At 43.3% G+C, this 13664-nt stretch carries 7 protein-coding genes and 1 tRNA gene; 5 read left to right on the top strand and 3 right to left on the bottom strand.

Annotated features, from left to right (window positions below; all coding sequences use genetic code 11):
* Positions 1-64: 64 nt before the first annotated feature.
* Positions 65-1603, top strand: a complete 1539-nt coding sequence (locus H524_RS16505) for a type II toxin-antitoxin system Phd/YefM family antitoxin (protein WP_156907562.1) — start codon at positions 65-67, stop codon at positions 1601-1603.
* A gap of 224 nt (positions 1604-1827) precedes the next feature.
* On the opposite strand, the gene H524_RS0106635 is transcribed toward H524_RS16505, so the two are convergent.
* Positions 1828-1916: transfer RNA gene (locus H524_RS0106635), tRNA-Ser, on the bottom strand.
* Positions 1917-2500: 584 nt separating this feature from the next.
* Between H524_RS0106635 and H524_RS0106640 the strand changes: the two genes are divergently transcribed.
* Both H524_RS0106640 and H524_RS0106645 read left to right on the top strand, forming a co-directional pair.
* On the top strand, positions 2501-3472 hold the full coding sequence (locus H524_RS0106640) for a flagellin N-terminal helical domain-containing protein (RefSeq protein WP_027939657.1): 972 nt from the start codon (positions 2501-2503) through the stop codon (positions 3470-3472).
* A 17-nt stretch (positions 3473-3489) separates the two neighbouring features.
* A complete protein-coding gene (locus H524_RS0106645) occupies positions 3490-4458 on the top strand; it encodes a flagellin N-terminal helical domain-containing protein (protein ID WP_027939658.1) in 969 nt (322 codons plus the stop codon).
* On the opposite strand, the gene H524_RS0106650 is transcribed toward H524_RS0106645, so the two are convergent.
* Together H524_RS0106650 and H524_RS14670 are read right to left on the bottom strand one after the other, a co-directional pair.
* On the bottom strand, positions 4450-4629 hold the full coding sequence (locus H524_RS0106650; RefSeq protein ID WP_027939659.1) for a hypothetical protein: 180 nt from the start codon (positions 4627-4629) through the stop codon (positions 4450-4452). The genes H524_RS0106645 and H524_RS0106650 overlap by 9 nt on opposite strands.
* 437 nt (positions 4630-5066) lie before the next feature.
* Positions 5067-7628, bottom strand: a complete 2562-nt coding sequence (locus tag H524_RS14670) for an inorganic phosphate transporter (protein ID WP_084281693.1) — start codon at positions 7626-7628, stop codon at positions 5067-5069.
* 1178 nt (positions 7629-8806) lie between these two features.
* Here H524_RS14670 and corA point away from each other — a divergent pair.
* Complete coding sequence (corA, locus tag H524_RS0106660; RefSeq protein WP_027939660.1) at positions 8807-9757, top strand: magnesium/cobalt transporter CorA; 951 nt, start codon at positions 8807-8809, stop codon at positions 9755-9757.
* Positions 9758-11369: 1612 nt separating this feature from the next.
* Positions 11370-12818, top strand: coding sequence for a flagellar filament capping protein FliD (gene fliD / locus H524_RS0106665; protein ID WP_027939661.1), 1449 nt, complete (start codon positions 11370-11372; stop codon positions 12816-12818).
* The last annotated feature ends 846 nt before the right edge of the window (positions 12819-13664 follow it).

A 13664-nucleotide genomic window follows, 5' to 3' on the forward strand; every position in this document is an offset into this window, starting at 1 on the left:
CTAGGTCATGCATCAATTCAGACAAGCACGTGCATGCACAAGCAGTTCTTAGGGAGCTTTGTTTATGGCACATATAAGACAGATATTGGCTAATCTCAGTATCAGTGTTGCTGAGTTTAAGAAGAATCCTAAAACAGTTATTAAAGCTGTTAAGAGTGAGCCTATAGCTGTTATTGTCAATGACAGACCAGCCTTTTATTGCGTTCCGGCAGACATCTTGGAGTCTCTTTACTCAAAGTTCTATGAGATGAATGAGATTCAGAACATTCAAGACTTTGCTAGCAACGATGGTTGCGTAGGCAATGTGAATGACGATGATGAAAGCTTTGGCGTTCAAGACATTTTCCAGAGCATTGAAGATGAGCAAGCCACTCAGCTTCCTTCCGATGAAGACATCGTTGATCCTATTTCCAACAGCGTAGCCGATCCTTTAGATGAAGAAATCCGTAATCAATCAGGCAGCTCTATCGATCACCACCTGTTTAATAGCACTGCAAAGATCATCGAGGACAACACCTCAAGTGTTAACGATCCTTTTGCAGACATTGGAGTATCTGGTGATGACTTTCCTGCTATGGATGACTTCTCCACTGACGACATGAGTGCCATTGATGACACTATGCTCCCACGAGTGGACGACGACTCATTTAACAACGTAGCACCTGGACAGAAAGCACCGATCCGTACTGCTTGTCTAAACCCAAGTGCTGACGCCGATAGCAAGGCATCAGCAAGTGCCAATCTGACTGATACTGCTTTAAAGATTTCCACACCTCAAGTAGATACTAGCGCTGTACCTACACAATTGACTGATTGCCCAGACGTACGCTCTTTAGTAAGCGGTCCACATTCTTATAGCCTTGATCATGTTGCTAAGACTTACAGCCCTTACAAGCACAAGAAAGTCCAAGCAAAACTGATTGCAGAGCAAAAGAAAGAACTCAAAAAAGAGCATAAGGCTCGTAAAAAAGAGATCAAAAAACTCGAAAAGGCTGCTAAGACTTTAAAGGCTGGTAAGTCTTTAGACAAAGAGCAGCTGATGCTGCCTGAGACTGAGCTTGTAAATATGCTTGCTACAAGCAAGAAAGCATCAGTAGACAAGTGTAAGAGTGAAAAGATTAACTGCTCAAGCAATTCAAAGTGCGCCACAACAAAAGAGAATGCAGCTCAAGAAAGCAGCCAAGTAAGCAAGAGTGCATCCGTACAAAAGACTAGCTCTACTGCTAGAAGCCCTCGCGCCAAAGCAAGCACTACAAGCGCTGCTACACCAAAGAAGCCTGCAGCAAAAAAGGCTGTAAGCAGTAAAGAAACTGCAGCTAAAGAAGCTCAAGCTCTAGAGACTAAAACAGCAACTAAGAGCAAAGCCCCAACAACCACTGCTGCAAAGACCAGAGCAGCTACAGCTACAAAGACCAAGTCTGCTACAGCAACAAAAGATAAAACAGCTACTGCAACAAAGTCTGCACCTAAATCAAGCACTACTGTAAAGGCAGCTCGTGAAATTGCAGCAGAAACTCATGTTCCAGAGCCAGCTGAAGGTTCCAAGAGAGCTAAAAAAGCCAATGAGTTTATTCTGCCAACCAAAGAGAAGGCTGTAGATTAATCGCAACAGCTGCAGCTACAAACTAGCACCCTATTTTCTACAAAGGCCCAAGATACCAAGCTTGGGCCTTTGTTTTTTCAGCAAGATAAAACTCATAGACTAGCTAACCTCATAGATACAACATACTTATCTAATGAAAAGCATTGCTAGAGGTCACTTTTGATTTTTGTATATGAGGAATTCAAACGAGCAAGAGTTTGCTCAATAGAAATGAGTTGTTGAAATGGCGGAAAGAGGGGGATTTGAACCCCCGAGACCCAAAGGGTCTGCCGCATTTCGAGTGCGGTGCATTCAGCCTCTCTGCCATCTTTCCGTGCGCTCTATTATAGGAAAACCATTATGTAAAGCAATAGGCACTAAATGTTTTTCTATACTCTGATGCCAACGACCCAATTAATCTGCGATCTCGTTCCATACACATCACGAGTTATTGCCCGTTAGAACATTACTTGTCAAAAACAGTAAAGTAAGATCTACACTTGAGTGAAATATGTTTCCCCTCAGAACAAGATACAACAAAAAATTAACATAACACTTTGTGAAAACGTATTCCCCCCATAAATAAGGGCATATCATAGATACCTAGTATTGGAGAGATGGTTCTAAAAATCCCCCGCATAGATACAGTGCTATAAACCTAGCTCAATTCAAACATAACTACCATACAAGGCAATTACACCGACCTTACTAGTCTTATCCAACATTAGATAGTGTTCTGTATGTCCTAATACGAAAGTTCAGCCTCGTTCAAAAAAGCAAATGGAGCGCCATCTTCTAGAGCGCGATCTAAGTACATGGAAGCGAAAGCTGAACTCTGATAACTCAGTAAGAAATCAAACAAATGGAGTTAAGGACATGTACTTTTCTTACTATGAGTTGTGAAAACGGAGTATTACAATGGCAGTCTATGTCAATACAAATTACAGCGCTCTTCAGGGCCAGCGCTACTTAGGCAATGTTCAGAATTCACTCACGACTACGTACCAGCGTTTATCAAGCGGTATGCGTATTAATAGCGCTAAAGATGACGCAGCTGGCCTTCAGATCGCTGATCGTTTAACATCCCAGATTAATGGTCTCAACCAAGGCAACCGTAACGCTGCAGATGGTATCGCTCTTGCTCAAACCATTGAAGCTGGTATGGATGAGGTTTCTGGAATGCTCCAGAAAATGCGTACCTTATCTGTTCAAGCCAATAATGGCACAAACACAGCTGAAGATCGAAAGTCTATTGGCAAAGAGATCGAGGCATTGGCGCAAGAAGTGAACCGTATTGCCAAACAGACAACATTTGCTGGCAAAACTGTTCTAAACGGAGCAAGTAAGACTGATAACTCATCAATCTTTGGCAATGATGCAACTAAAGGTGCAGATGCAACTGATAAAGGTGCTGGCAGCGAAGGCACTATGACATTGCAAGTGGGTTCTAACAAGGGTGATACTATCTCATTTAAGATGACATCTGTCATGTTCTCTGCAATTGTAGATAACAAAGAACTCATGGATGCGACAGGCGACAAAATCTTTAAGATTGAAAACGGAAAACTTACCGTAGCTCTTTCTAAGGCAAAGACAGATGACAGTGCTGGCTCTATTGGAGCTTTGATTACACATCTCGATGCAATGATTGGCACTGTAGACGGCAAGCGTGCCGATTTGGGCGCGATCCAGAACAGACTTGAGAGCTCCATCCGCAACCAGTCTAACGTTGCTGCTAACGAAGCTGACGCACGCTCACGTATTCGTGATGCTGACTTTGCTGAAGAGTCTGCAAACCTTTCCCAGCAGTCCATCATTCAGCAGGCTGCTGCTTCCATGCTGATGCAGGCTAATACACGTCCACAGCTCGGTCTGAGCCTGTTAGGTTAATCTGAGGAGTCACTACCATGGCCGTATATGTAAATACCAATTATTCAGCTCTTCAGGGTCAACGCTACTTAGGCAACGTTCAGAACTCCCTGACTACGACATACCAGCGCTTATCAAGCGGTATGCGTATTAACAGCGCTAAAGACGACGCTGCCGGCCTACAGATCGCTGATCGCTTAACATCCCAGATTAATGGCCTCAACCAGGGCAACCGTAACGCCTCCGACGGTATCGCTCTAGCCCAGACCGTTGAAGCCGGCATGGATGAGATCTCAGGCATGCTCCAGAAGATCCGTACTTTAGCTGTCCAGGCTAATAACGGCACTAACACCTTAGAAGATCGTAAGGCTCTCTCTAAGGAAGCCTCTTCTTTAGCTACTGAGATCACACGTATTGCTAAGCAGACTACCTTCGCTGGCAAGACTATCCTAAACGGTAAGCAGACTAACTCCATTGACCCATTCGTTCAAGGTGCTGGTGGTGCAGGCGGCGGCAATAAAGGCGATGCTATGAGCATTACTTTACAAGTTGGCTCAAATAAGGGCGATACCATCAGTTTCGGCCTTGTAAACCTGCAATTCTCTGCCGCTGCTGTAGATGGTGGCGTTGACGCTGGTCAGTTTGATGGTGCTGCAAGTGATACTAAAGCGTTCGTCAAGGATGCGCAGAACGGCGATTTCATCAATGTTAACTTCTCAACTGTAGGCATGGCTGCAAACATCATTAATATGATGGATCAGATGATTGGCTACGTTGATTCTCAGCGTGCCGATTTGGGTGCCATCCAAAATCGTCTTGAGAGCTCTATCCGCAATCAGTCTAACGTTGCTGCTAACGAAGCTGATGCACGCTCACGTATTCGTGATGCTGACTTTGCTGAAGAGTCTGCAAACCTTTCCCAGCAGTCCATCATTCAGCAGGCTGCCGCTTCCATGCTGATGCAGGCTAATACCCGTCCACAGCTCGGTTTAAGCCTCTTAGGCTAATAAGGTAATCTTTTTACCTATCCCTAGATAGCATTTTGCTTTCATAAAGCCCCTGGCGATCCCCATTGCTAGGGGCTTTTTAATTTCTACTCTGTTAACTGTTAATTGCTCCTTCCTTTGCTTAAATCCAAGCAATTTTGCACATAAAACCCCATCAAAGATCTTCTGCATATGCGTTTGCTTGGCATTTTCTATTTCTATTCATTTGTACATTTTGTACAAGGATAGTAGGTTCTAAGCATTCCTCATATTAAGGATCGTGCCTTTCTCACTAGCTCAATAAGCTTTGTTCTTTAACCCGCCCAATAATGGCCATGTAGTGCGCATAGAGTGCATTTACTGGTTGTTATGTACCTTTTACTGTTTTTTCTAAAAGATCGCTGTATGACGCTCTGGTGATGGTCTATTGCGTTTGAATGATTGTGGGTGATGGCAGCTTTTGTAAATTGATTAGTTTTGTAGCGGGTTAAAACGCAAAAAGGGAAGAATCCATAAGGACTCTTCCCTTTTTAATCATCGATTTGCCTTAGTTGTTAGGCCTGTAGCATTGCTTCAGGCCTTAGCATGTGAGACTAATATAACTTAGGCAAAAATATCTGTTTTATAGATTAAGCCTGAGGCTTGTCGCTTACAGAGTCAGTCTTCTGATCTGCTGCAGTTGCCTTTGCTTGTTCAGCCTTTTCCTCGGCCTCATCAGCGTGGTCATCGGCATGATCAGCCGGCACTGTAGCCTCGGCAGCTTTTGCGGCAGCCTGAGCTACGGCATCAGCAGCGGCTGCGCCATCGGAACTGACCTGAAGCTTAGCTGCCTCTGCAGCATCGTCCTCTTCAACTGAAGAGATAACCATTGCCTCTGAGCCAGTGCGAGTGGTTGAGCCAAATACATGTGAACGCATCTCAGAGTTGTTTAAAGCACGGTCAATGGTTTTGCCGTTAACAATCTGTGATAAAGCGCGTTCTTGCATAGCCACAGCAACATAGCGGTTAGCAAGATCACGGATACCTTGTAAGAAGCCTAAGTACATCTCAGCTGAGTGCATGGATACGTGCTCACGGCCGATGATGTTTACTAAGTTAACCTGAGAACGGTCGATATCACGGTTGAGCTTCTTAGCGTGCTTAACCATTGCCTCAACATTTTCAGCTGTTGGGTTGGCAGCCATCTTATGCAGGTCAGCTGAGATGGTATGCAGACGGTTTACGATCTCTAAAAGACTTGACTGCATCTCACCCTGGAAGATAGTGTGACGGTTAGCTACGTGGTTGATAGCTCTCTTAACCATGTAACGAATAGCCTTAGATGCCTCTCGCATGTTAGAGAAGGTCAGGTAGAAGAAGTGTTTAGCTTCTGAGGTTACCTTATCCTTTTCAGAGCGTGCTGTGGTAGCTAAGGTGTAGTACTCGGATCTAACCTTGGAGATATCGTACTCAATGTTAGATGCCTTGTTGAAGTCACGACGGAGCTTAAACTCGTTATCAGCAAAGAAGTTTTCCAGTGCACGGTCAACAACATCGAGCTGAGCATCAAAGTAAGCAGGAACGGCGTGTGAAATAGAAGCCAGAACCTTCTCGTTATCTTCCTTAGCCTCAATAACACTGTTGAATGCCTCTGAGGTCTTAGCCTTAACGAAGTTACTACGGATAATAACCACGAGAACTACGAACATCAAAAGGAAGATGGCGGTAAAGCCGAATGAGAAGAAGGCTAATGTTACTAAAGCAGCTGCTGTGAAAGCAGTCATTGCAGTTAAGAACCAGCCTGCAATAACGGTGATAACACCGGAGATACGGTAAACAGCAGACTCGCGGCTCCATGCACCATCAGCAAATGAAGTACCCATTGCCACCATGAATGTTACATAAGTAGTAGATAAAGGCAGCTTTAAAGAAGTTGCTGATGCAATCAGAATGGATGCTAATACGAGGTTTACAGATGCACGTACATAGTCAAAAGGCAGCTGAATTTCACCCTTAACTACTGGAGCCTTTACATAGCGACGGCCAATGAAGGCGAGCAGGAAATTAGGGAAGAACTGCTTGATTGCACGAGCTACACCTAAGCCAAAACGGGTAACCATACGGCCTGGAGTAGAAGCACCGAATTGCTCATGCTCACCACTTGATGAGCTTGAGAGGTTAATAGAAGTCTGGATAACGCGGTGAGCCTTCTTGGAGGTCCATAATGTAACCACCATGATTACGCCAGCTAAACCTAAGTATAAGGTTGAAGCCTTAGTATTCTCATTTAAAGTGCTCATCATCATGGTGTTCATGTCTGGATGGCCAGCGGAAGTCCACTCTACGAATGCATCAAGAGCAGCTAATGGAACACCAACGAAGTTAACTAAGTCGTTACCAGCAAAGGAGAATGCCAGAGCGAATGTACCAGCAAGAATAATGATCTTAAAGACATTAAACTTCAGCATCACCAGAATCTGACCTAACAGAGTTAGAGAAAGGAACAGAGTCCACAGGAGAGTTGAAGTGTGCTGATTAATGAACTCAATGTACTCAGGCTTCATGAATGATGCGCCCTTTGCGCCCTTCATGACTAAGAAGTAAACGATGGCGGTTACGGAGAAGCCGCAGAACACACCGCCTAAGTACTTATAAGCGTTCTGGAATCTAAAGGAGAATAGCAGACGCAGAATAAACTGAATAATTGCGCCGGAGAAGAAAGCTACTACAACAGAAATCAAGATTGCTGAAACAATGGTTGCAGCTCTTTCAGTCTTAATGAACTCAAAGATTTCTGTGTATGACATACCTGTTTGTGAAAGCTTGTAAGCAGATGCCATAACTGCAGCGCCTAAGAGCTCGAACACAATAGAAACGGTAGTAGAAGTTGGAAGGCCTAAAGAGTTAAAGGTGTTAAGTAATAACACGTCCGCCATCATAACTGCGCAGAAGATCAGCATGACGTCGTAAAAAGAGAACATCTCAGGACGGAACATACCGCTTCGGGCCACTTCCATCATGCCTGATGAGAATGTTGCTCCAATGAGAACACCTAAAGATGCTACAACTAATACAACCTGTAGCGGAGCGATGCGACAGCCAACAGCCGAGTTAAGGAAGTTTACGGCGTCGTTTGATACACCGACAAACAGGTCAATACATGCTAGCAGGAGTAAGAAACCTACTAACACTATAAAGATAGTTTCAATCATAGATTTTGTACCTAGAGGTGCTGTTGACCCTGCTGCCCTAGACAAACATCTGCCACTATCGACTGTTTAATTGCCGTTTTAAGAGTTCTTAAGTTTTACTACAACCAAAGATACGTACCATGACTTATTGCTTGGGTATCAAATCTATTTATGTAGCAGTTTGTTAACTGAGCTTTTTTGCCTGAGGCTTAACTTTTAGCCAATAATCTCAAGCTTTAGCTTTAAACAATAGAAGACTCGAACACTGTAAGTAGCTATTAAGCATTTTGAATAGAGCTTTCTACTCGATTGCTTTAGGCCTACAGACAGAGTGCCTTAATGTTAAGAACATTAAGAATGAGTTGGGCGCATAATCAATCAGAGCGACATGGAAGTTTGCTTAAGACACTTTGCATCCCGAATGAGACGGGGCTGAAGAGAGCATAGAGCATTCACTTCACAAGCACTGTTCCTGTGAATGGTAACACAGGGGCTAAATTTTGCCGCAAGATTATCAGTCTATTGTTAACTTTTTGTTAAGAATTTTTCAAGAAACTGTGCATACATGGGATTTGTCAATTACACATTCAATTTTAATATACATAACAATCATTATTACATATACTGAATGTTAAATCCTTGCTCACGAATGAAGTCAAGTGTGCAATTAGCTTATATATAGGATTTAACAAAAGGAGAGTACTCTATATACGCTCAAGTATAAAGTTAACTACAGTTGTATAAGTTAAGAACTTGTTTAGCTCTTGTCTAACAAGCTAAAAACTTCAACATACATAGAAAGCTGCTTTTATAAGCCAACTCTCTTATGTTGGCTATGTTAGTAATGGCGCTATAACCATGCTACTCAAGAACAACAGTTAAGCTCTTAACACCTCGACATGCCCGCTGACAATGGCTGCAGCGAGCTTTTGTAAGGATATATGGCTGGCATTTTTTGTTTGACACTAGCTGCAAATTCACCTAAAGTATACAGGCCCAATGGCCCTACAAGGCCATAAATGGCTAATACATGCGCTTTGTAAGCAATTTCAAGGTGCAATAGACTGAGAAAGACTAAGAACCATGTATACATATGTATATAAGGTTACAGTCATGCGACGTTGCTTGTAATCGGCAACACTAACGAACAGCAGCACGGCATACAGTTAAACTGTATACTCTGTCCTCAGGAGACTCAAATGATTACAGCTTGCCAACTCTACGACGATAACAGACTCTCCCTTATCAAGGTAAAAGCCGGAGATGCTCTCCCCTCGGACGTAATTTGGCTAGATGTTCATCAAGCAAGCGAAGAAGAGAGTGAGTGGCTCGAGAAACTCTTCGTTGAGGACGTTCCTGATGAAGACGAGATGGACGATCTGGAGTCATCCTCCCGTTTTAAGATCAGTGCTGATGGTGTTCACATCCTCTCCTTATTCCCTCAGCGTCTTGCTAATGACACCCGTGGCGTGAACATGTCGTTCATCATGCGCAAAAATCTTCTTATCTCTTTCAGAGAAGATGATGTGTCTATCGTACGCTTACTTCGCTACCATATTCGTTTCGGTAAGGCTGACGTTCGTTCTGCATTAGATATTCTGCTAACCTTGCAAGATCTCAAGGTAGATCAGCTCTCTGACCTTATTGAGGATGCATACGGCGTACTTGATGAAACTGCAGATCAGATTCTCCAAGACGATACTGTTGAGGACACTTTACGCGAGTTAGTGCGCCAAGAGGAACTTAACGGTCAGATTCTTCAGGCTCTATACGATACCCGTCGTGCATTACGCTTCATTAAAAAGTCTTTTGAAACTACTTTAGACGATCGCCAAGAGCGCTCCATTGATGAAGTGCTCAACGATATTGAGTCCATTTTGCCTCACACCCAATTCCTGGCAAACAAGATCAACTTCCAGCTAGAAGCATCCATGGGCTACACCAACCATAAGCAGAACAAGATCATCAAGATCTTCTCTGTGGCTGCTGTAGTGTTCATGCCTCCTACCTGGATTGCAAGTCTTTATGGTATGAACTTCAAATACATGCCAGAGCTTGAGTGGGAATTTGGCTACCCACTTTCCATATGCCTAATGTTCATATCGGCAACCATTACTTACATCTTCTTCAAGAAGAAAGGCTGGCTCTAATCAACGAACCATTCTTATCTTAAAAGGCCCTGCTATGCAGGGCTTTTTAGTCTCTGCTCTAAACAAAAGATCAGAAACAAGCGCAGTAACAAGATCAAAGATCGTGGTCCCCACAATCTCACTTCAGCAGCAGATACACGTACTTGCCTGCATTGCCATGATTAAAGTATAGATACAGTAGCCTATCTTCTTTAGAAAAGGTTTCATGATTTAACAGATAGCGATTGACCATATCTACAACCAAATGCTGAGATCTTAAGATCGCCATAACTTAAGATCTCAAGATCTTGAATGTTCACCCAAACCTAAAGATCAGCACTCAGCACTATTCAAGCACTAACTCAAGATCTCTACATGCGATCTCAGTTAAACAGCTAGACCCAAGATCTTATCCAATGATCTCAAGCATAGTTCGCAACTTGAGATCTTGGGTATATTTGGCCCCACTCATCATACGAGTGCAGCTATACATTTACTCATGTATACAAGGGATATAAAGGATATAAAGGGTGAACTCAACTCACATAGAATTAGTTGAACACTTTGAGTCAATGCCGTTCGCGGCAAGATCTTGAGATCCTACTGAATCTACTGCTCATGAGATCTTATGAGGTCTAACAAGATCTTTAACCAGTCCCTTTGAGATCATGGCTATCCCTTGAGATCTTTACTCTGTTAGCTGCGATCTTTGGGCTAAAAAAAGATCTCAAAGATCGCAGCTGTGATCTTTAGGCGAAGTTAAGATCGCAACCATGATCTTAAGACGGCAAGAGATCGGTAAGATCTTACACTTGCTACCATTACAGCTGCAAAGCGCACTCAACCACCTGCCTGTACCATGAATGCCTGATTGCTCTTACACTTACAGCGACTTAAAGGCTATAAAGACTTTGTGACTACGTAAACATTGTGCTCCTAGCGGTTTTTGTTTCTCCAACGTTTCACATAGCTAAAGCTACATTGTCACAAGCCTTGTCTTGCTACGTCTTACATGGCTATGCGTTTCACAAATAGTTTCTTAGGACGAAGACACCTGAAAAGCCGCACTTAAGCCGATTGATGGATGAATACTTGTAGAAATAGCTTTTCAAGCCAAGTAAAGTCTTATGTCTTTAAGAAAGAAACCAGAGACATTTGAGTACATCACGCATATGGTAGAGATTGCCGCATTGACCTTGGAAATTTGTGCTTTTTGCCGTGGTATTTTGCGCTCACCCCTGTCGTAGAACAGGCCTATTTATGCTGTTTAATAAAGATTTTTGCAAGTTTGTACGTATTGGCTTAGAACTTGTATAAGATAGGCTAGCGTTACAAGTAAACGGTAGATAAAACCATACCTTAGCTTGATGTAACAAAGCCAGAACAAGTGCTAATCAATTGCCTGCCTACTTAATTTGCGGCAAAACACTTTATAGGCAAACTACTGCAAAACATACAGACAAGGCTCATAAGATACTGTCTATACAGTTTTACAGAAATCGTTACTTTCAAGTCTTAAGTTTTAGTTTTCACACCGTTATATAAAGTGAAAGGGATTAACTCCCAAACTCAAGTACTCAATTACAGTCTAGGCAACAAACCTAGGCAATGTGCGAATAACTAGGAGTGCAAAATGGCATCACAAATTACTTCTGCCGGTTCCGCTTCCGGAATGGACTTTGAGTCCATTATTGCTGCGTCCGTTCAGGCTAAAGCAAGCCAAATTAACCGTAATGTAATCAAGAAGAAGGAAGAGACCAGCATCACCCTTTCAGGTGTTGGTAAGTTAAAGAGCGCTCTTGAAGAGTTCCAGAAGTCCATTAAGGCTTTGACCGAGGACAATGGCTTCAATACTCGTAAGGTTACTACCGATCTTCCAACTGAGAACCCATACTTCACCGTAAGCACCAAGGATGATGCTTCCAACGGTGAGTACGATATTACTGTTACTCAGGTAGCTAAGAACGAGAAGCTCGAGCAAGTATTCAAGGATACCGATAAGTTCGGTAAGGGCAAGCTGACCATTACTCTTCCTGGTGTTAAGGATGAGACTGGTAAGGTTGGTCCTGAGCGTAAGATCGAGATCGACGTTGCCGCTGACGACAACATCCACTCCATCCGTCGTAAGATCAACGAAAACGACCTTGGTGTTTCTGCTACCACCGTTACCTTAGCCAATGGCGATACCAAGCTGGTTATCGACTCTGGTGTATCTGGTGACAAGGGCAACATCAAGATGGACTTCACTGGCGACGCTGGTGCTGGTTCCGATAAGTTCAAGGGCGTAGACTCAGATAAGGCTAAGCAGGGTTGGACTGTAACTCAGGGCCAGAATGCAAAGATCACTGTAGATGGCCAGGATCTTGAGTCCCAGACCAACGAGTTCCGTGACGCTATTTCTGGTATTACCATTGATGTACACCGCGAGTCCAAGAAAGACGACAAGGGTACTGGTTATATCTCCAATAACGTAAAGATCACTGCTGATACCGAGAAGGTAACTGAGAAGATGCAGGCATTCGTAACTGCATACAACACTCTCATGGATACCATGGGTGCCCTTTACGAGCACAATACCTACACCGACGGTACCAACAACTACGACGGTGGTCAGCTCGCTGGTGACTCCATGCTCCGTGGTCTGCAGTCTCAGATCCAGAACATGATGACCAACGTATCTGCTAACAGCTCTGGTCTGAACATTTACGACATTGGTATTAAGATCGACAAAGAAGGCAAGATGTCCTTAGACTCAACCAAGTTCAAGGAGAACATTGCCGATAACTTCAACGCTGTTGTTAAGATCTTCTCTTCTGATGAGAAGGACAAGAACGGCAACAAGATTGGTATCTTATCTCAGTTAAAGGATACCGTTGACAGCTACACTAAGTCTGATGGTCTCTTAAAGAAGCGTGAGGACGACCTCAACGCTCAGATTAAGGACTACGAGGCTGACTTAACCAAGAATGATGCGTACATCGCTGAGTACGAAGCTTCTTTACGTCAGAAGTATGCTCGCCTTGATACCACCATTGCTGGCTACAACCAGTCTCTGAACTACTTAGTCTCTGCAATGGGTTAATATATAACCCCATGTTGCACGGGCAACAGTAAGAGTACTTGTATTCGCACACATTTAGTTCCAAGGGCATTAGCCCTTGGGGCTATGTGGGCAATACTTTTTAAAACCTGGCACTTACCCGTACAACATTTTCAAAATCCACGCTAATTTTGTGGATTTGTTAATGTGTCAATAGATACAACATTGGCAAATTAGCCTCCCTCCTGTACGTGTCTATTATTTACTCATTTTCCCCTGCCCTATCTTTTCATATTAGCTGTCATTACTGCAGCCATCTTTTCTTTTGCAGACCTATCCAAGTATTCTCGCTCATCTCCACCGTTCTAAATATGGTTAACTTTTCATTTCGTTCTTAGAGCGAAATTAATGTGCATACATATAGCTGTAGGCCTCATATGCTGCGCCTGCCCATGCCTATGGGTCTGTAGTTGTTAACTTTTCACTTCGTTCTTAGAGCGAAGTTAATGTGCAAACATTGAAGTATGGGCTTCATCTGCTGCGATTGGTATAGCCTCTGGTGCTGTAGTTGTTAACTTTTAACTTCGTTCTCTAGAGCGAAGTTAATGTGCACACATTGAGGCACAAACTTCATATGCAGCTCTAGGCCATACCTCTGGCGATGCAGTTGTTAACTTTTCACTTCGTTCTTAGAGCGAAATTAATGTGCGCATATTGAGGCGCAAACTTCATATGCAGCTCCAGGACATACCTCCGGTTATGCAGTTGTTAACTTTTCATTTCGTTCTTAGAACGAAGTTAATGTGCACACATTGAACTGTAGGCCTTATATGTTGCGCCTGTAGTACATTTGGGACTGAAGTTGTTAACTTTTCATTTCGTTCTTAG

Source organism: Anaerobiospirillum succiniciproducens DSM 6400 (assembly GCF_000482845.1).
Classification (GTDB): Bacteria; Pseudomonadota; Gammaproteobacteria; order Enterobacterales; family Succinivibrionaceae; genus Anaerobiospirillum; species Anaerobiospirillum succiniciproducens.